This is a genomic window from Arthrobacter sp. Ms25, from assembly GCF_059090365.1.
Window position 1 is genome coordinate 63,335 of sequence record NZ_JBNHFP010000001.1, and the last position, 19,282, is coordinate 82,616.

17 protein-coding genes are annotated in these 19,282 nt (G+C 66.5%); all 17 read left to right on the forward strand.

Going from position 1 to position 19,282, the window contains the following annotated elements:
• The first annotated feature begins 99 nt into the window (after positions 1 to 99).
• The 17 genes from rsmH (at position 100) to AC5RT8_RS00375 (ending at position 19,209) form a co-directional block, all read left to right on the forward strand.
• Positions 100 to 1,098, forward strand: a complete 999-nt coding sequence (gene rsmH, locus AC5RT8_RS00295) for a 16S rRNA (cytosine(1402)-N(4))-methyltransferase RsmH (RefSeq protein WP_494093713.1) — start codon at positions 100 to 102, stop codon at positions 1,096 to 1,098.
• A complete protein-coding gene (ftsL, locus tag AC5RT8_RS00300) occupies positions 1,098 to 1,811 on the forward strand; it encodes a cell division protein FtsL (protein WP_494093714.1) in 714 nt (237 codons plus the stop codon). The genes rsmH and ftsL overlap by 1 nt, the downstream gene beginning before the upstream one ends.
• Positions 1,812 to 1,857: 46 nt before the next feature.
• Positions 1,858 to 3,639: a peptidoglycan D,D-transpeptidase FtsI family protein gene (locus tag AC5RT8_RS00305; RefSeq protein ID WP_494093715.1), complete on the forward strand. Its 1,782-nt coding sequence runs from the start codon at positions 1,858 to 1,860 to the stop codon at positions 3,637 to 3,639.
• On the forward strand, positions 3,629 to 5,287 hold the full coding sequence (locus tag AC5RT8_RS00310; protein WP_494093716.1) for a UDP-N-acetylmuramoyl-L-alanyl-D-glutamate--2,6-diaminopimelate ligase: 1,659 nt from the start codon (positions 3,629 to 3,631) through the stop codon (positions 5,285 to 5,287). Before AC5RT8_RS00305 ends, AC5RT8_RS00310 begins: the two co-directional genes overlap by 11 nt.
• A 6-nt stretch (positions 5,288 to 5,293) precedes the next feature.
• Positions 5,294 to 6,799: a UDP-N-acetylmuramoyl-tripeptide--D-alanyl-D-alanine ligase gene (locus AC5RT8_RS00315; RefSeq protein ID WP_494093717.1), complete on the forward strand. Its 1,506-nt coding sequence runs from the start codon at positions 5,294 to 5,296 to the stop codon at positions 6,797 to 6,799.
• A complete protein-coding gene (mraY, locus tag AC5RT8_RS00320) occupies positions 6,796 to 7,899 on the forward strand; it encodes a phospho-N-acetylmuramoyl-pentapeptide-transferase (protein ID WP_494093718.1) in 1,104 nt (367 codons plus the stop codon). The genes AC5RT8_RS00315 and mraY overlap by 4 nt, the downstream gene beginning before the upstream one ends.
• Positions 7,881 to 9,446: a UDP-N-acetylmuramoyl-L-alanine--D-glutamate ligase gene (murD, locus tag AC5RT8_RS00325; RefSeq protein ID WP_494093719.1), complete on the forward strand. Its 1,566-nt coding sequence runs from the start codon at positions 7,881 to 7,883 to the stop codon at positions 9,444 to 9,446. Before mraY ends, murD begins: the two co-directional genes overlap by 19 nt.
• A gap of 1 nt (position 9,447) precedes the next feature.
• Positions 9,448 to 10,788 (forward strand): FtsW/RodA/SpoVE family cell cycle protein, encoded by a 1,341-nt coding sequence (locus AC5RT8_RS00330; protein ID WP_494093720.1) that lies wholly within the window; start codon positions 9,448 to 9,450, stop codon positions 10,786 to 10,788.
• Positions 10,785 to 11,894, forward strand: a complete 1,110-nt coding sequence (murG, locus tag AC5RT8_RS00335; RefSeq protein ID WP_494093721.1) for an undecaprenyldiphospho-muramoylpentapeptide beta-N-acetylglucosaminyltransferase — start codon at positions 10,785 to 10,787, stop codon at positions 11,892 to 11,894. The genes AC5RT8_RS00330 and murG overlap by 4 nt, the downstream gene beginning before the upstream one ends.
• The gene (murC, locus tag AC5RT8_RS00340) at positions 11,891 to 13,324 is read left to right on the forward strand and encodes a UDP-N-acetylmuramate--L-alanine ligase (protein ID WP_494093722.1); all 1,434 of its coding nucleotides are present in this window, start codon (positions 11,891 to 11,893) and stop codon (positions 13,322 to 13,324) included. Before murG ends, murC begins: the two co-directional genes overlap by 4 nt.
• Positions 13,314 to 14,261 carry a cell division protein FtsQ/DivIB gene (locus AC5RT8_RS00345; protein WP_494093723.1) on the forward strand — a complete coding sequence of 316 codons (948 nt, stop codon included), beginning with the start codon at positions 13,314 to 13,316 and terminating at the stop codon, positions 14,259 to 14,261. Before murC ends, AC5RT8_RS00345 begins: the two co-directional genes overlap by 11 nt.
• A gap of 371 nt (positions 14,262 to 14,632) precedes the next feature.
• Positions 14,633 to 15,832, forward strand: coding sequence for a cell division protein FtsZ (gene ftsZ, locus AC5RT8_RS00350; RefSeq protein WP_494093724.1), 1,200 nt, complete (start codon positions 14,633 to 14,635; stop codon positions 15,830 to 15,832).
• Between the two features lie 77 nt (positions 15,833 to 15,909).
• On the forward strand, positions 15,910 to 16,611 hold the full coding sequence (gene pgeF, locus AC5RT8_RS00355) for a peptidoglycan editing factor PgeF (RefSeq protein ID WP_494093725.1): 702 nt from the start codon (positions 15,910 to 15,912) through the stop codon (positions 16,609 to 16,611).
• Between the two features lie 43 nt (positions 16,612 to 16,654).
• Positions 16,655 to 17,413 (forward strand): YggS family pyridoxal phosphate-dependent enzyme, encoded by a 759-nt coding sequence (locus AC5RT8_RS00360; protein ID WP_494093726.1) that lies wholly within the window; start codon positions 16,655 to 16,657, stop codon positions 17,411 to 17,413.
• 96 nt (positions 17,414 to 17,509) lie between these two features.
• Complete coding sequence (locus tag AC5RT8_RS00365) at positions 17,510 to 18,040, forward strand: cell division protein SepF (RefSeq protein WP_494093727.1); 531 nt, start codon at positions 17,510 to 17,512, stop codon at positions 18,038 to 18,040.
• A 63-nt stretch (positions 18,041 to 18,103) separates the two neighbouring features.
• Complete coding sequence (locus tag AC5RT8_RS00370; protein WP_494093728.1) at positions 18,104 to 18,394, forward strand: YggT family protein; 291 nt, start codon at positions 18,104 to 18,106, stop codon at positions 18,392 to 18,394.
• Positions 18,395 to 18,552: 158 nt separating this feature from the next.
• Positions 18,553 to 19,209, forward strand: a complete 657-nt coding sequence (locus tag AC5RT8_RS00375) for a DivIVA domain-containing protein (RefSeq protein ID WP_494093729.1) — start codon at positions 18,553 to 18,555, stop codon at positions 19,207 to 19,209.
• Positions 19,210 to 19,282: the final 73 nt, after the last annotated feature.

Consider the following 19,282-nt stretch of genomic DNA (forward strand, 5'->3'; position numbering starts at 1 on the left):
CCGGAGCCAGGCGGTGCACAGCGGTGAGGCGCGGATGGGGGTCTGACTGCAGAGCCGGCCGCACCGCACCATAACCACGCAACGCAAAGGAAGCCCTAGATGAGCGAAGAGCGCCCCACCGAGGAACGGCATGTTCCGGTGCTGCGCGACCGCTGCATCAATCTCCTGGCTCCTTCCATTGAGGCTGCCGTTGCCGAGCACGGCCGCGCGGTGGTTGTCGATGCCACCCTGGGCATGGGCGGACACACCGAAGCCATGCTGCGGCGCTTCCCCCAACTCCACGTGATCGGCATTGACCGGGACCGGCAGGCACTGGCACTGGCGGGGGAGCGGCTGGAGCCCTTCGCGGACCGCATCGACCTGGTCCATGCGGTGTATGACGAAATCGCCGATGTGGTGACGGACCTTGGATTCGACGGAATCGACGGTGCCCTGTTCGACCTGGGCGTTTCCTCACTGCAGCTCGATGAACGGGACCGCGGCTTCGCCTACTCCTACGACGCGCCCCTGGACATGCGGATGGACACCACCCGCGGACGCACGGCCGCCGACATCGTCAACACATACAGCGAAGCCGAACTCGTGGGCATCATCCGGAAGTGGGGCGAAGAAAAGTTCGCCGGACGGATTGCCTCGGCCATCGTCGCCGCGCGTGCAGCAAAACCCTTTACCACCACCGGTGAGCTGGTCGAGGCGATCCGCGGGGTTGTTCCCGCAGGCGCCGCACGGACGGGCGGCCACCCGGCCAAGCGGACCTTCCAGGCACTGCGGATCGAGGTCAACGAGGAACTGCACGTCCTGGAACGCGCCATTCCCGCGTCGTTGTCCGTGCTGAATACGGGTGGACGCGTCGTGGTGATGTCCTATCACTCCCTCGAGGACAAGATCGTCAAGGGCATCTTCGCGGCCGGTGCACGGTCTTCCGCCCCCAAGGGCTTCCCCGTTGAACTTGAACAGCACAAGGCGCAGCTCAAGAGACTCACGAAGGGCACCGAAGTGCCTACCGATGAGGAAATCGCAGAAAATCCCCGTGCAGCTTCCGCAAAGCTCCGCGCAGTAGAACGAATCCGCAAACCCATGGATGGGGCCTGGAAATAATGAGCGAACGTAGGCCATCGGCCCGATCCAACACAGCGGCGGCGAACGCCGTCGTAGGCAATACGGCCCGTGCCCTCGACTGGGACGCAGCGGTGCCCGCCCCTGCCGCCAAGCGGCGTACGCCGCTGTCCCTGGTGCCTGCCGCCTCCCGCCGCCGGCGAGCCCCCTTCGTGGTGTTCTGCTTCGCAGCACTCGTGCTCGGGCTGGCCTCCGTACTGCTGCTCAACATCTCGGTTTCCAGCGGACAGTATGAACTGGTCCAGCTGCAGGGCCAGAAAGCCGAACTGGAGCAGCGCAACGAAGCCCTGACCCAGAAAATCGAGAACCACCAGGCACCCCAGGTGCTGGCTGCCGCGGCCGCGGACCTCGGCATGGTCTCCTCGCCCAGCTTCGGCACCATCGATCTCCAGACGCTCTCCGTCACCGGAACCCCCGAGGCCGCCAAGGAAGGCGAGCCTGCGGAACTGCTGATCGGTGCGCCGAGCGTGCTCAACCAGCCGGTCACGCCGGTCCAGGCCGCGGCTCCCGAAGAACCGCGGGATACGGTGAGGGCACTGGAGGAAGAGGCAGCGGCAAGGGAAGCAGCCGAAGCAGCCGCCCAGGTTCCGGTGGAAGCACCGGTGGAAGTGCCGGCCGCATCCCCGGACGCCGTTCCTGACGCGGAACTGAACGGCGGAACCATCCCCGCACCCGTGCAGGTAAGCGGAAACTGATCCAGGCCAAGCAGCCATCAAGATTTAGGCAAAACGAGGACACGTTGTGGCACAAACATCCGCCCCGGACAACCACAGGGTGGCCATCGTTACCGGACGGCTGCGCACGGGACTGATCCTTGCGCTGGTGCTGCTGGTGGCCCTCGGCGTCCGGCTTTTCCACGTCCAGGCCCTTGACCCGGACGGCATGGCCCAGAGCGCGGTGGACAACCGCCTCGTGACCGTGACCGTCCCCGCGCTGCGCGGCAGCATCCTTGACGCCAACGGCAATTATCTGGCCCGCAGTGTGGAGCGCTTCGACATCGTGGTGGATCAGCGCCTCTCACAGGACATCGGGGAGGAATTCAAGCGCCGCGATGCCGACGGCAAGCTCCAGACCGTTACTTTCGAGCAGGCCTTCGGGGAACTTTCGGCCATCCTCGGGCAGGATCCGGAAACCCTGCGCTCTGCGCTGCTGGGGGAGAAGGGCTTCAACTTCGTTGCCAAGACCGTCACCCCCGAAATCAAGGAAAAGGTCCTCGCGGTCAAGTTCCCCGGAGTGTACGCGGACCGGACCACCCTGCGGACCTATCCCTCCGGTGCCGTGGCCGGTTCCATTGTCGGTTTCCTCGGCACCGAAGGTGCACAGGAAGGCCTGGAGCTGACTCAGGACGGGATCCTCGCCGGCGAGGCAGGGAGTAAGACCTATGAGATCGGCGGAGACGGCATCCGCATCCCGTATGCAACCAACGAGGATGTTCCCGTCCATGACGGGCAGTCGATCAAGCTGAGCATCGACCAGGACCTGCAGTGGTTCGCCCAGCAGACCATTGCAGCCCAGGTGGATGAATACGACGCCGAGTGGGGCAACATCGTGGTCATGGAGGCCGACACGGCCAGGGTGATCGCGCTGGCCGAATCCACCACGGTTGATCCCAACGACCCCGGAGCAACCCCCGCCGATTCCCGCAAGGCCCGGTCCGTGACCGACTCCTTCGAACCGGGGTCCACCACCAAGGTGATCACCATGGCAGCTGCCATCGAAGAAGGACTGATCACCCCCGAATCGCAGTTCGAGCTGGATTCCACGTACACCGTGGACGGGCAGACCTTCAAGGACGCCTTCGAGCACGGGACCGTCAAGATGACGGCATCCGGGATCCTGGCCAAGTCCATGAACACGGGAACGGTGAAGATCGGACAGCAGCTGACGCCGCAGCAACGGTATGACTGGCTGCAGAAGTTCGGTGTCGGCAAGCCGCTGAACGTCGGGCTGAACGGCGAGACGCCCGGGCTGCTTCCCGCACCCGAGAACTGGGACGGCCGCCAGCAGTACACCGTGCTGTTCGGCCAGGGCCTGACCCAGACGGCCCTGCACACGGCAAGCGTCTACCAGACCATCGCCAATGACGGCGTGCGCATCCAGCCGAGCATCATCGATTCCGTCATCAGCGAAGACGGCACCGAGCAGCCCCTCGAGAAGGAACCGGGAACGCGGGTGGTGTCGGAGGAAACGGCCGATCAGGTCCAGAACATGCTGGAAACGGTCACCAAGGACGGGTCCGGCAAGACCGGCGCGCTGAAGCAGTACCGGGTCGGGTCGAAGACGGGTACGGCGGAAGCTCCGGGACCCAACGGCGGCTATTCGGGCTCCACCCTCTCCTATGCTGGTATTGCACCCATGGAAGATCCGAAGTACGTGGTCGTGGTGACCCTCCAGCGGCCCCAGGGCGACCTCTACTACATCATTCCGGGCCAGTCCTTCCAGAAGGTCATGGAACAGGCGCTCGTCAGCAACAACATTCCGCCCTCCACGGGTGAGCCTGAGACCTACCCCATTGAGTACTAATTCGGAGAGCATCGACGTGCCAATAAGTGAAAATCCCCCCGCCGGCTCCGGTCTCCGTCCCGAGGCCGTGGAGCCTGTCAGCGTGCGTGCCGCCGTGCAGGCACTGCCCGCGGAACTGCAGGACGTGTCGCCGGCTCCGGACACGGCGGAAACAGCCTGGGAGACCCGGCTTTCGGGCCTGACCATCAACTCCCGGGAAGTGCTCCCCGGCGACCTGTACGTCGGCGTGGCAGGTGCCCGCCACCACGGCGCCCGCTTTGCGGCTGCAGCGGAGGCTTCCGGAGCCGCCGCCGTCCTGACGGATGAGGCCGGCCTGGCGTACCTGTCCGGCCTGCGGATCCCCGTCTTAGTGGCTGGGGACGTACGTCGGCTGGTGGGGCCGCTGGCTGCCGCCGTCTTCAACAGCGTTCCGGACCAGGGCCCGCGGCCCACCCTGTTCGGCATCACCGGCACCAACGGCAAGACGACCACCTCCTATTTTGTGAACTCGCTGCTGCAGGCACTGGGGCGCACCACGGGGCTGATCGGCACCATCGAGATCCTCGCCGGCGGCGAGGCGATTCCGAGTGTCCTGACCACGCCGGAATCACCGCAGGTGCACGGGCTGCTGGCGCTGATGCGCGAGCGGAACCTGGACGCTGCCACCATGGAGGTCTCCTCGCACGCCATCACCTACCGCCGGGTGGACGGTGTCCGTTTCGACGTTGCCGGGTTCACCAACCTCACCCAGGACCACCTGGACCTGCACGGGTCGATGGAAGAGTATTTCGCAGCCAAGGCCGCACTCTTCCAGCCCGACCGTGCCCGCCGTGCGGTCATCACTGTCGATGATGCCTGGGGGGAGAAGATGGCAGCCCGTGCAGGGGTGCCTGTCCTGACCCTTGCCACCGGCGGCACCGCGCGGGACGCCGACTGGACCGTCACCGACGTCGAGCCCCGCGGCCTGGGACACTCCTTCATCCTGCGGGGCCCGGACGGGGAAGCGCTGCGCGTCTCCACGGCGCTGCCGGGGACCTTCAACATTTCCAATGCCGCGCTGGCCACGGTCATGGTCCTGGCCTCCGGTGTCCCGGCGGCTGGCGTCCAGCAGGCACTGGACGCAGGCGACCCGTTCACCGTCGAGGTGCCCGGCCGCATGCAGCTGATCGGCGAAGAGCCGGCGGCCATTGTTGATTTTGCCCACAACCCGGATGCTCTGACCCGTACCCTTGCCTCCGTTCGCCGGACTGAGGGGGATTCCCGCGTGATCATCGTGTTCGGTGCCACCGGGGAGCGTGACCAGACCAAGCGTCCGCTGATGGGAGCGATCGCAGCCCGCGGGGCCGACGTCGTCGTCGTCACCGATGACGACCCGCACGGCGAGGACGCGGCCGCTATCCGCGCCGCCGTGCTGCGCGGCGCCGAGGCAGCACGGGCGGACGAGGATCTTCCGTGCGTCATTGAGGAAGTCGCGCCCCGGGCTGTTGCCATTGACCGTGCCGTCGAACTGGCCCGCCCGCAGGACACCGTGCTGGTGGCCGGCCGCGGACACGAAGTGTGGCAGGAGGTCATGGGCGAAAACCTGGCCCTGGATGACCGGGTGGAGCTGCGCCGGGCTTTGACAAGATACGGATTCAGTGCCCTTTCGAGCGACGGGGTAGAGTCCTAAATCGTCATGATTGAACTTAATGCAGCCGAAATAGCGGCAATTACAGGCGGCGAGCTGATCGGCCCGGCCGCACAGACTCCGGGTCTCGTCGTGACCTCGGCCACCACGGATTCACGCGAAGCGGTACAGGGTTCGCTCTTCATCGCCAAGCCCGGCGAGAACTCGGACGGCCACCTGTTCGTGGGTGCCGCTTTTGCCCGCGGCGCCATGCTGGCGCTCGTCGAGCGGCCTGTGTCCGACGACGCCGGAGCCACCTACCCGGCCGTCATGGTTCCGGACGTTGTCCTTGCCATGGGTGCCCTTGCCGCGGAGATCGTCCGCCGGCTGCGGGCACACGGCGAACTGACCGTCATCGGGATCACCGGGTCCGCCGGCAAGACCACCACCAAGGACCTCCTGGCCGGCGTGCTGGCCGAGGCAGGCCCCACCGTGGCACCGGTAGGTTCCTACAACGGCGAAGTGGGCCTCCCGCTGACCGTCTTCACCGCCGGCTACGGCACCCGCTACCTCGTGATGGAAATGGGCGCCACCCGCATCGGCAACATCCGCTACCTTGCCGAGATGGTGAAGCCGGATATCGGCGTGGTCCTCTTCGTCGGTTCCGCGCATGCGGGGGAGTTCGGCGGCGTGGAGAACATCGCCGTCGCCAAGGGCGAACTGGTGGAGGCGCTGCCTGAAGGCGGCACCGCCATTCTGAACGCCGACGACGTCCGGGTGGCCGCCATGGCCGACCGCACCCAGGCGAACGTCCTCTACTTCACCTCCTCGCCGGAAGAGGCCCACGGCGCGAAAAACGCCGTCCGCGCCCTGGACGCACGGACCGACGCCGAAGGCCGCCCCGTCTTCACGCTGCTGCTGCCGGACGGCAGCCGGCATGAGATCCGTTCCGGACTCATCGGCGCCCACCACACCGCAAACCTGCTGGCGGCAGCCGCCGCGGCCTACGCCGCCGGCATCCCGGGCGAATCCATTGCCGCGGGGCTTTCCGGTCGTGCCGCAGCAAGCCGCTGGCGCATGGAGCGCACCGACCGCGCGGACGGCGTCACCGTCATCAACGACGCCTACAACGCGAACCCGGAGTCCATGCGGGCGGCCCTGCGCACCCTGGCCGAACTTGGCCGGGAGCGCCGCACCTGGGCCGTGCTGGGCGAAATGCTGGAGCTCGGCGACGATGCCGTTACTGAGCACGACGCCATTGGCCGCTATGCGGTCCGGCTGAATATTTCCAAACTCATCGTCGTGGGCACGGGTGCCCGCGCGATGCACACCGGCGCCGTCATGGAGGGCTCCTGGGGAGAGGAATCCACCTTCGTGGAGACCGCAGAGGATGCCGAGCGCATCCTCGCCGAATCCCTGGCTCCCGGCGATCTTGTCCTGTTCAAATCCTCCAACGGGGCGGCCCTGCGCTTCCTCGGCGATCGGATAGCCTTGGCTCCTGTACCACCGTCCGCAGCAACCGATCCGGCGTCCGCGCCGGTGCGCACCGAAAGGACCGGAGGAGAGAACCTGTGATCTCCCTGCTTGTAGGGTCTTCGCTGGCTCTGGTCTTCGCCTTTGCCGGAACACCCCTGTTCATCCGTTTCCTGGTGCGCAAAGGCTACGGCCAGTTCGTCCGGGACGACGGACCCACCTCGCACCACACAAAGCGCGGCACGCCCACCATGGGCGGCGCGGTCATCGTCGCCTCCGTGGTTGCCGCCTACTTCATCACCCACCTCATCAGCGGCATGCTGGGCTCGGGGTCCTTCAGCCCGACGGCGTCGGGCCTGCTGGTCCTGCTGCTCACGGTGGGCATGGGCATGGTCGGCTTCATCGACGACTACACGAAGATTTCCAAGCAGCGCAGCCTGGGCCTGAACGCCAAAGCGAAGATCATCCTGCAGACGGTGGTCGGCATTACCTTTGCCGTCCTGGCCCTGCAGTTCCCGAATGAACAGGGCAGGACCCCGGCGTCCACCGCCATCTCCTTTATCCGGGACACCAACTTCGACCTTGCCTTCGCCGGAACCGTCGTCGGCGCGATCCTGTTCGTGATCTGGTCGCTGGTCATCATCACCGGCACCACCAACGGCGTGAACCTGGCCGACGGGCTGGACGGCCTGGCCGCCGGCGCCGCCGTGCTGGTCTTTGGCGCCTACCTCCTGATCGGCATGTGGCAGTACAACCAGAGCTGCGCTCCGGGCGTGGCCGACGGCGTCTGCTACGAGGTCCGCGACCCGATGGACCTGGCCCTGCTGGCCGGCGCCATGGCCGGTGCCCTCATCGGCTTCCTCTGGTGGAACACCGCGCCGGCGAAAATCTTCATGGGCGACACCGGATCCCTGGCCATCGGCGGCGCCATCGCCGCGTTCGCGATCCTTTCCCACACCGAGCTGCTGCTGGTCATCCTCGCCGGACTGTTCGTCATCATTACCCTCTCGGTCATTATCCAGGTGGGCTACTTCAAGCTCAGCGGCGGCAAGCGGGTCTTCAAGATGGCGCCGCTGCAGCACCACTTCGAGCTCAAGGGCTGGGCTGAAGTCACCGTGGTGGTACGGTTCTGGATCATCGCCGGCCTCTGCGTCGCCGTGGCGCTGGGACTCTTCTACGCCGAATGGGTGGTGGGACAGTGAGTGCACCCCTGAGTGAACTGACCACCTGGGACGCCGACTGGTCCGGACTGCGCGTTGTGGTCACCGGCATCGGCCTCTCCGGCTTCTCCGCCGCCGACACCCTGGTGGAACTCGGCGCCCGGGTAGTGGTGGTGGACGCACGGGAGACCGAGGAGAACAAGGCCAAGGCCGACACCCTCCGCATTGTCGGCGCCGCCGACATCCTGCTCGGCTCCGACGCCGTAGCCGGGCTCCCGCAGGTCGACGGTGAAGCTCCGGACCTGGTCGTGACGTCCCCGGGGTTCCGGCCCACCCACCCGGTGCTGGCGGCTGCCGCAGCGGCCGGCATTCCCATCTGGGGCGACGTCGAGCTGGCTTGGCGGGTGCGCATCCGCGAGGGCCGCAGGACTGCCCAGTGGCTGGCCATCACCGGCACCAACGGCAAGACCACCACCGTGTCCATGACCGAAAGCATGCTCCGCGCGGCAGGGCTGCGCGCCATTGCGGCCGGCAATGTCGGCACCCCGATCCTGGATGCCATCCGCGATCCCGAGGGGTATGACGCCATTGCCGTGGAGCTGTCCAGCTTCCAGCTGCATTGGACGCACTCCATCTCCCCGCTGGCCAGCGTGTGCCTGAACATCGCCGAAGACCACGTCGACTGGCACGGCTCCTACGACGCGTATGTAGCCGACAAGGCGAAGATCTACGAAAACACTCAGGTCGCCTGCATCTACAACGCCGAGCAGTACGAGACCGAGCACATGGTCGAGGAAGCGGACGTGGTGGAAGGCTGCCGCGCAGTCGGCTTCACCACCGGCGTGCCGGCCGTCAGCATGCTCGGAGTGGTCGAAGGACTGCTGGTGGACCGCGCCTTCATTGAACAGCGCAAGGATTCAGCTGCCGAGCTTGCCGCCATGTCGGACCTGGGGGAGTACGCCCCGCGGCACATGGTGGCCAACGCCCTCGCTGCGGCCGCGCTGGTGCGTGCCCTCGGCGTCGAGCCCGCGGCGGTGCGCGATGGCCTGCGCGCCTATTCACCGGGGGACCACCGGATCCAGCCGGTCGCCCACCTCAACGACATTCTCTGGGTCAATGACTCCAAGGCGACCAACCCGCACGCCGCATCGGCATCCCTGGCGGCCTTCACCAGCGTGGTCTGGATTGCCGGCGGCCTGTCCAAAGGCGTCAGCTACGACGAGCTGGTCGCAGAACACCGCGGCCGGATCAAGGCAGTAGTGCTGATCGGCGCCGACAGCGCAGAGCTGCAGGCGGCACTGGCACAACACGCACCCGATGTGCCGGTGATCCACGCGCTCGGGGAGCAGACTGGGGAACAGCAGTCTTCGGCGCCGGTCACCAGCGCCGAAGAGATCATGGTCAGGGCAGTGGCTGCGGCGGCTGCCGCGGCCGACGCGGGAGACACCGTGCTGATGGCTCCGGCAGCAGCTTCCATGGACCAGTTCACTTCCTATGCCCACCGCGGCGAGGCTTTCATCGAAGCCGTTGCAGGGTATATCGGCGAACAGCAGGCACCGGGACAGGCACAGACTCCAAAGGAGCCCTAGATTGGTCACCACGCCCACCGGCAGCAAACGCAAACCGGTCCTGCGCCGGAACCCCGCGGCCACCGCCGGTAGCGGCACGGCAGGGGCGGGCACGGAGGCCGGACCGGCCGCCGGGAAACCTGCTCCATCCGCCGTCCTGCCGCGCCCGGTGAAACGCCGCGGCAAGGTAGGCTCGCTCGTTGAACGCTTCGTCGTCTTCCTCGAGGGGAGCGGACGCAGCGCCACCGGCTCAAGCTATTACATGATCCTCGGTGCCACGCTGGCCCTGACCGCCATCGGCCTGATGATGGTGCTGTCGGCCTCCTCGGTCGAGTCCATCGCCGCTGCTGCCGGTTCCGACGCCGGAGCAGCCACCACCTTCGATCTGTTCCTGAAGCAGTCGATGTTCGCTGCAGCGGGCGTCGTGGCCATGCTCGGGCTCTCACGGCTGGGCCCGTCGCAGTACCGCTGGCTTGCCTGGCCGCTCTACGGCCTGGCCTTCGTGCTGCTCGTGGCGGTGCTGCTGGTCGGCAAGGAAGTCAACGGCAACAAGAACTGGATCGAGATCGGCCCGATCACGGGACAGCCCTCGGAAGCGGCAAAGCTGGCCATGGCCATCTGGTTCGCGGCGGTCCTGTCCATGAAGGGCCGGCTGATCACCGAGTGGAAGCATGCGCTTATTCCGGTGGTTCCCGGCGGCGGAATCCTGATCCTCCTGGTCATGCTCGGAAGCGACCTCGGAACCGTGATCGTGATGGGCATGATCATGCTTGCGTCCCTGTTCTTCGCAGGCGCACCCCTGCGTTTCCTGGGTGTCCTGGCCGCCGGCGCAATAGCCGGCGGAGCCCTGATGTCCCTGGTCAGCAGCAACCGCTCGAGCCGTATCAGTGCCTGGCTCCAGCTGGACTGCAGCACGGGCCTGTGCGACCAGGCCAATGCGGGCATGTATGCGCTGGCCTCGGGCGGCTGGATGGGAGTCGGCATCGGACAGAGCCGGCAGAAATGGAACTGGATTCCGGAAGCACACAATGACTTCATCTTCGCCATCATCGGCGAAGAATTCGGCCTCCTGGGCACCCTCGTGGTGGTCAGCCTCTTCGCGGTCCTCGCCGTCGCCACTGTCCGCGTCACGATGCGCCACACCGATCCGTTCATCCGCATTGTCTGCGGTGCCATCCTTGTCTGGATCATCGGCCAGGCTTCGGTGAACATCGCCATGGTGACCGGACTGCTGCCGGTCATCGGCGTACCGCTGCCGTTCATTTCCTACGGCGGATCCTCCCTGACCTTCACGCTTGCCGCCGTCGGCGTCCTGCTTTCCTTTGCCCGCAAAATCCCCGAAAGTGAACCAACAGCTTCATGACGCAGCATTCCCTCTCCGTAGTCCTGGCCGGAGGCGGCACCGCAGGGCACATCAGCCCGCTCCTGGCCATTGCAGATGCCGTGACGAACCGCGTCCCCGATGCCCGCATCACCGTGGTGGGGACGGCCTCGGGAATGGAAACGCGGCTGGTGCCGGCAGCCGGCTACGAGCTGGCCACCATTGACCGGGTTCCCATGCCCCGCCGGCCCTCCCCGGACCTGGCGAAGCTGCCGGCCCGCCTCGTGCGCGCCGTGCGGCAGGCCGGGGCGATCCTGGACGCGGCGTCCGCCGACGTCGTCGTCGGCGTGGGCGGCTACGTTTCCACTCCGGTGTACCTGGCTGCCCGGCGCCGCTCCCTGCCGGTGATCGTCCACGAGGCCAACGCCCGCCCGGGGCTGGCCAACCGCGTGGGTGCGCGCTTTGCCGCCGTTACCGGGGTGGCCTTCGAGCAGACGAACCTGCCGCGGGCAACGTGGGTGGGCATGCCGATGCGCCGGGAGATCTCCGGGCTGGAGCGTATTGCGGCGCGGGACTCCGCGAGGGCGGCACTGGGCCTGGAACGGGACCGTCCCACCCTGGTGGTGACCGGGGGCTCCTCCGGGGCAGCGAGCATCAACCGCGCAGTGGAGCAGGCCCTGCCGGCCCTGGCCGCCGCAGGTATCCAGACGCTCCACATCACCGGCCGCGGCAAGTCCCTGGTGGATGCCGACGGAAAGCAGGTTGCCGCCCGCGGCTACACGCAGGTGGAGTACGTCGACGGCATGGAACAGGCCTACGCGGCCGCGGACCTGCTGCTGGCACGGTCCGGGGCCGGGACGGTCTGCGAAATCAGTGCAGTGGGCCTTCCTGCCGTCCTGGTCCCGCTGCCGCACGGCAACGGCGAGCAAGCACTCAACGCGGAAGCCCTCGTGAAAGCGGGCGGAGCACTGACGGTTGCCGATTCCCTCTTCACAGCCGAATGGATTTCCGAGAGGCTGATACCTTTGCTGGCTGATTCTTCGGCCCTTGAGGCCATGTCGAGGGCATCGGCGGCGTTGGGCATCCGCGACGCGGACACCCGGATGGCGGAATTCATCCTCGAAGCAAGCGATAGGTCAAAGGCATGAACCGGCTGGATCCGAAGGACCTGGGACAGGTCCACTTCATCGGCCTGGGCGGTGCCGGAATGTCGGCCGTGGCCCGGGTACTCCTCGCTCAGGGCATTCCGGTGTCCGGGTCCGATGCCAAGGACTCGCCGGGGCTGCGGGCCCTTGAAGCGCTGGGCGCGGCCGTTTTCGTGGGGCACGACGCCCGCCACGTCGCGGATGCAGACACGGTAGTGGTTTCGACTGCCATTCGCGGAACAAACCCCGAGCTGGCCCATGCCCGCTCCCTCGGGCTGCGGATCATCCACCGCTCCGTGGCGCTCTCGGCCGCCATGGGCACACAGGACCTGGTGGCAGTGGCCGGCACCCACGGCAAGACCACCACCACGGCCATGGTCACCGTGATGCTGCGCGAGGCCGGGCTGGATCCCTCCTTCGCCATCGGCGGGGATGTCGCCGCGCTCGGCGTCAACGCCGCGCACGGCTCCGGCCCCGTCTTTGTTGCCGAAGCCGACGAGTCCGACGGTTCGTTCCTGAACTACGCCCCGCGCATCAGCGTGGTCACCAACGTCGAGGCCGACCACCTGGATCACTACGGGACCGAGGAAGCGGTCTTTGCTTCCTTTGATGCGTTCGCTGCACTGCTCCCGCCGGAGGGACTCCTGGTGGCGTGCGCGGACGACGCCGGAGCGGCCAGCCTGGTCCACAGGTGCCCGGACGTGCGTACCGTGACCTACGGCTACACCGAGGGGGCGGACATCCGGGTTTCGGATACCCGCCCGGACGGGGCCGGCTCCGCCAGCACGCTGCACTACCGGATGGACGGACAAGCGGCCGAGGTGCGGCTTGTCCTGCAGGTTCCCGGCGCCCACAACATCCTCAATGCGGCAGCGGCCTTCGCCGTCGCCCTGGAACTGGGGGTGGACCCCGAGGTTGCCGCGGCAGGCCTGGGCACCTTCTCGGGCGCGGCCCGGCGCTTTGAGTCCCGCGGCGCCGCCCGCGGCGTGCGGGTCTTTGACGACTACGCCCACCATCCCACCGAAGTCAATGCCGCATTGAAGGCGGCCCGCACGGTTGCCGGCGGGCACCGGGTGCATGTCCTGTTCCAGCCGCACCTGTTCAGCCGGACCCGCAGTTTCGCGGCGGAGTTCGCGGCCGCGCTGGACCTGGCCGACACCGCTACCGTGCTGGATATTTATCCGGCCCGGGAGGATCCGATCGAAGGTGTCACCAGCGAGCTGATCACGGCGCGCCTGCGCGTCCCGGGCGGTTATGCCGGCACCGCGGAGCAGGCGGTGGCACAGGTGGCCGACGGCGCCCGGACGGGGGACATCATCCTGACGGTAGGTGCCGGTGACGTCACAGCGCTGGGTTCCGCACTGGTAACCCGCCTGGAAACAGTCCCTGCCCGCTCTTCCGCCTCCGCGGGGAACGCCGCCGATGGCCGGTAGGAAGCGCGCGGGCGGCGACGACGAAACCATCACGGCTACCCGGGCCCTCGACGACACTGCCGCCGGGGCGGGGAAACCAGGCAAGTCCGCGCGGAAGCCTGCCGGAAGCTCCGCAGCCCGGCCCGCCGGTGCCGGGACAGCGGGCAGGCCCGGACGGCCGGACGGAGCAGCTTCGGCCGCGGCCGGCAGCGCCCGGGGCAGCGGGGGAGGTACGGCAGGGACGGTCCTGGCCTTCCCTGAACCGCCCGGCCGGCGAAGGCGCAGGGTTGCCTGGATCACCATCGGCTCCGCCCTGTCCGCCACGGCGCTGTTTTTTGCCCTGCTGTATTTCTCCCCGATGCTGGCACTGAAGACGGTGGTGGTTGAGGGAACGTCCCTGTTGCCGCGGGAGCAGGCTGAAGCAGCACTGGAACCGCTGCAGGGGCAGACACTTCCGACCATCTCCGATGCGGATGTGGAGGGCCTGCTGAAAGACCGCCCGGAAATTGACAAGGTCGAGGTGGCGGCCCGCCCGCCGTCCACCCTGGTGGTGACGGTGACTGAACGGATCCCCGTGGCAGTGCTGCAGGAGGGAGCAGGGCATGTCCTCATCGATGAGGAGGGGCGCAAGCTCTCCGCCGTGGCGGACCGGGCGGCGGTGCAGCTGCCGCTGATAGCCGGCGGCACGGAGGCTGTGAATGCGAAGGTTTTCCCCAGCATTACGGCCGTCCTGGCGGCCCTGCCGCCCGAGGTGCTGGCACGGCTGGAGAACGCGTCCGCTCAGACGGTGGATTCGGTCGAGCTGAAGCTCAACAGCGGACAGACAGTATTCTGGGGGAGTGCCGATGCCAACGAGGCCAAGGCCCGGGTGCTTGAAGCGCTCCTGAAGATGGAACCGACCGATCCGCCGGTGCAGGTCTACGATGTCAGCACCCCCGAGCGGCCGGTGACACGCTGAACGCGCGGGGTTCGGGGAGACTGACTCGCCTGCAGCCGCAGGGGAGTGAGGAAAGATTCCTCCGACACGCGGGGCCGGTAATTGCGGAAGCGCCGCTGGCCCCATAGCGTTCCAAGTAATGGATTACTTGACATAACTATAACCCTCAAGTTGAGGGTTAGGGTTGTGCCGGTTCAAGGTTTTCGGCCGGGCGTCCAGTGGAAATCCCAGGAATTCCGCTGGGAACCACGGGGGCGTCGGCGGCCGGGAACCGGTCCGAAGGCAGGGCCGGTTCGCAGGACATACGCAGTTGCCGAACGCAGGCAGTTGTGCACAAACATGCAGTTGCAGAAAACATAAAGTTGCAGAGATTCGAACAAGGGACACAGGACGTGGCAGCACCGCAGAATTACTTGGCCGTCATCAAGGTCGTCGGCATCGGCGGCGGTGGCGTGAACGCCGTAAACCGGATGATCGATGTAGGCCTCCGCGGCGTGGAGTTCATCGCCATCAACACCGATGCACAGGCGCTGCTGATGAGTGACGCCGACGTCAAGCTCGACGTCGGACGCGAGCTCACCCGCGGCCTGGGCGCCGGCGCTGATCCCGAGGTGGGCCGCAAGGCAGCCGAGGACCACGCCGAGGAGATCGAGGAAGTCCTCCGCGGAGCGGACATGGTCTTCGTCACCGCCGGTGAAGGCGGCGGAACGGGTACCGGCGGCGCTCCCGTCGTTGCCCGGATCGCCCGCTCGCTCGGTGCGCTGACCATTGGCGTTGTGACCCGCCCCTTCACCTTCGAAGGCCGGCGCCGCTCCAACCAGGCCGAATCCGGTATCGATACGCTGCGCGACGAAGTCGACACGCTGATCGTTATCCCGAATGACCGGCTGCTCTCCATCAGCGACCGCAACGTCTCCATGCTGGACGCGTTCCGCTCCGCTGACCAGGTCCTGCTCTCCGGTGTCCAGGGCATTACCGACCTCATCACCACCCCGGGCCTGATCAACCTCGACTTCGCGGACGTCAAGTCCGTGATGCAGGGTGCCGGTTCGGCCCTGATGGGTATCGGTTCGGCCCGCGGCGAGGACCGTGCGGTCAAGGCTGCCGAGCTCGCGATCGCTTCCCCTCTGCTGGAAGCCTCGATCGACGGCGCCCACGGCGTGCTGCTGTCCATCCAGGGCGGCTCCGATCTCGGTCTGTTCGAGATCAACGAGGCCGCTCGCCTGGTCCAGGAAGTGGCCCACCCCGAAGCCAACATCATCTTCGGCGCCGTCATTGACGACGCCCTCGGCGACGAAGCACGGGTCACCGTCATTGCCGCAGGCTTCGACCAGGTGGATGTCACCTCCCAGCCCGCCCAGCACAACAAGCCGGCCGAGCCCGCCGCACCGCCTGCCTCCGCAGCAGCCGCTGGCGGCTTCGGGGCTGCTGCTCCCGCCTCCGCAGGCCTCTCGGCCTGGTCCCAGCGGTCGCACCAGCACAGCGACGTCCCGGCAGACGCAGGCTTCGACATCGATCTCCCGGCGGTCGTGGAATCCGACCTCTCCACCGGGCGTCCCGATGACCTGGATGTGCCGGACTTCCTGAAGTAGGAACTGCGGTAGGCACAACAGCAGAGCAAGAAACAGCAGAGCAAGAGCGGCTGGATATGACGGCGGGGTTGTCCCGGATGTTTTGGTGGCACCAACAGGTTGGCGACAACCTGTTCGTGGGATTCACCAATACGTCCGCGGGCAACCTCGCTTTGCATGTCGGCGACAATCCCGCGGCGGTCCTGCGCAGGCGGGCCGCACTCGAGGCGGAAATGGGTGTAGCGGACGGCTCGCTGCGCTTCATGAACCAGATCCACTCGGCTGTGGTGGCAGAGGCCGCAGATCCGGGGAGTGAAGCCCCCACCGCGGACGGCTTGATCAGCGACGACGGCGCTGCCCCCCTTGCGGTCATGGTCGCCGACTGCGTGCCCGTCCTACTGGCCGGCATGCGCGCCGACGGTGTGCCCGTCACCGCGGCCGTGCACGCCGGCCGCCGCGGCCTGCTCGACAGCATCCTTCCCGCGGCCGTGCTGCGGATGCGGGCCGCCGGCGGAACCGATCTGCGGGCGTGGATCGGCCCCTGCGTCTGCGGGGAGTGCTACGAAGTGCCTGCGGCAATGCAGGCCGAATCCATTGCCGTGCTGCCGGCAACGGAGGCCACCACCCGCAGCGGAACACCAGCCCTTGACCTGCCGGGCGGGGCCGATGCCCAGCTTGCCGGCCTGGGCGTAGCAGTGGAGCGCATTGGCGGCTGCACCTTGGAGAACCATGACCTGTTCTCGCATCGGCGCGATCCGGCCACCGGCCGCTTTGCCGGCGTCATCTGGCGCCGGCCCTGACCCTGCAGAATGCACTGCCGCGGGCTGGGAGAATAGAGGAACCATGACTTCACTTCCCGACTCTCCCTCCCGGTCCGATGAACTCCGGAACAGCCTGCAGCGTGTCCGGAAACGCATCCAAGCTGCCGCCCGCCCCGCGGGTGCGGCAGAACCGCACCTGATTGTGGTCACCAAATATTTCCCTGCGTCCGATGTCCGGATTCTTGCCGGGCTCGGGGTGCAGGATGTCGGCGAAAACAAGGACCAGGAAGCCGCAGCCAAGGCCGCAGAGCTGGCCGACCTGTCCCTGGACTGGCACTTTATCGGCCAGCTGCAGTCCAATAAGGCCAAGTCCGTGGTCCGTTACGCTGCCTCCGTCCATTCGGTGGACCGCCTGTCCCTGGTGGCTGCCCTCGGGAAGGCCATGGCGGCGGAGCAGCGGCGCCGCGGGAGTGAAGGGCTGGCCGCACGCCCGGACCTGAGCTGTTTCCTGCAGGTGGACCTGCGTACGGACCCTGAACGGTCGGGAGGACCCGGGCGCGGGGGAGCGGTGCCGGCGGATATCCCGCGCCTTGCCGAGACCGTCGCCGCGACTCCGGGGCTGGCACTGGCGGGCCTGATGGCCGTGGCACCGCTGGATGCAGACGCGGGGGAAGCCTTCTCCCGGCTGAAGAAACTCTCGGAGCAGCTGCAGGCGGACCATCCGGCAGCCCGCAGCATTTCCGCCGGAATGAGTTCCGACCTCGAGGCGGCCGTCGCCCACGGGGCGACACACCTGCGGATCGGGTCCGATGTTCTGGGCGCGCGACCGCAGGTACGGTAGCGTCAAAGTACGAACACCAGACAGCCGCCGCGCAGCACCATGCAGTATACGTACAGTAACGGGCAGCTAGGCGTTGAAGGATTATGAGGAGCAACCATGGCTGGCGCAATGCGCAGGACAATGATTTACCTTGGGCTCGCCGACGGTGACGAGCACTACGAGTCCGAACAGCGGCATCTGCGGGAAGCACCTGCCCGGGAGGAAGACCAGACTCCCGTCCATGAGCCCGATGAGGAGGCGGCGGAGGCTGTTCCCGCTCCCGTCGTCCGCAATGCAGTTGAGGAGTACCGCGCACCCGTGACACCCATCAAGCGCGCACCGTCGTCCCGTGAGGACGTGTCGGGCCTGCGCCAGATCACGACCGTCCACCCCCGGTCCTACAACGATGCCAAGATCATCGGTGAGAGCTTCCGTGACGGCATCCCCGTCATCATGAACGTCACCGATATGGGCGAAGCAGACGCAAAGCGGCTTGTGGACTTCTCCGCCGGCCTCGTTTTCGGCCTGCGCGGTAGCATTGAACGTGTCACCAACAAGGTTTTCCTGCTCTCGCCTTCGTATGTCGAGGTTCTGGGTGACGACAAGAAGATCAGTGAATCCCAGTCCACTTTCTTCAACCAGAGCTAACGTGGGCCCGTACCAACGGGCCGCGGGGGCTGCCGACCGACTTCCGGAAATGAAAGCCTGCGCGTGAATATCATTCTTCCCCTGGTGTACCTGGTCCTGGTGCTATTCCAGCTCGCCCTTATCCTGCGGATCGTCTACGACGCGGTGCAGATGTTTGCGCGGCAATGGCGCCCCAAGGGGCCCGCTCTCGTGCTCGCCACGGGTGTTTACGGCGTCACGGACCCGCCTGTCCGGCTGTTTCGGCGGATCATCCCGCCGCTCCGTCTCGGCGGAGTGGCGCTGGACCTCGCATTTCTCGTCCTGTTTATCGTTGTATCCATCCTCACGCAGATTGTCGTAGGCATCGCGCGCTAGCGTCACCCGCGCCGCAGGGGTCCGGTTAGTTTTCGGAAACCAAACGATATAGTGTGAAACCGAATACAAACCTGCATTTTTGTATGTCCGTAATTCTCTACGTAGAACCGCCTGCTTGACTCGCAGGCGAATCTTATAATCCAGTATGAGGTGACCAGATGGCTCTGACGCCAGAAGATGTTGTCAACAAGCGGTTCCAGCCGACCAAGTTCCGGGAAGGCTATGACCAGGACGAAGTCGATGACTTCCTCGACGAGATCGTGGTGGAACTGCGCCGGCTGAACTCTGAAAACGAAGATCTCCGGAGCCAGCTGGCTGCAGCCGGCGGATCCGCTCCCTCTGCGGACTCGGTTCCGGCTCCCGTGGCGGCTGCCCCGAAGGTGGAGAAGGTTCCGGAAGAGCCCAAGCCCGAGCCCAAGGTCGAAGCCCCCGTCGTTGAAGAGCGTCCGGCACCCGTGGAAACCAAGACGGAGCCGGCTCCGGCACCCGCCGCCAGCAACACGGAGACCGCAGCAGGCATCCTGGCCATGGCACAGAAGATGCACGACGACTACGTCGGTGCCGGTGTGGAGCAGCGCGACAAGATCATTGCAGAAGCACAGATCGAAGCCAGCGGCCTCGTCACCGACGCACAGGAGAAGAGCCGCAAGATCCTCAGCACCCTGGAACAGCAGAAAGCTGTCCTGGAGCGCAAGGTCGAGCAGCTGCGCGGCTTCGAACGCGATTACCGTTCACGCCTGAAGGCATACATCGAAGGCCAGCTGCGTGACCTGGATGCGCGCGGTTCCGTAGCCTCGGAAACCGCCGACGCGTAACGGTCCCCGGTATGGCCGCCTGAACGATCGGTTAAACTGATGTACAGGCAGCGATGTAGAAGTTGAATGCAGA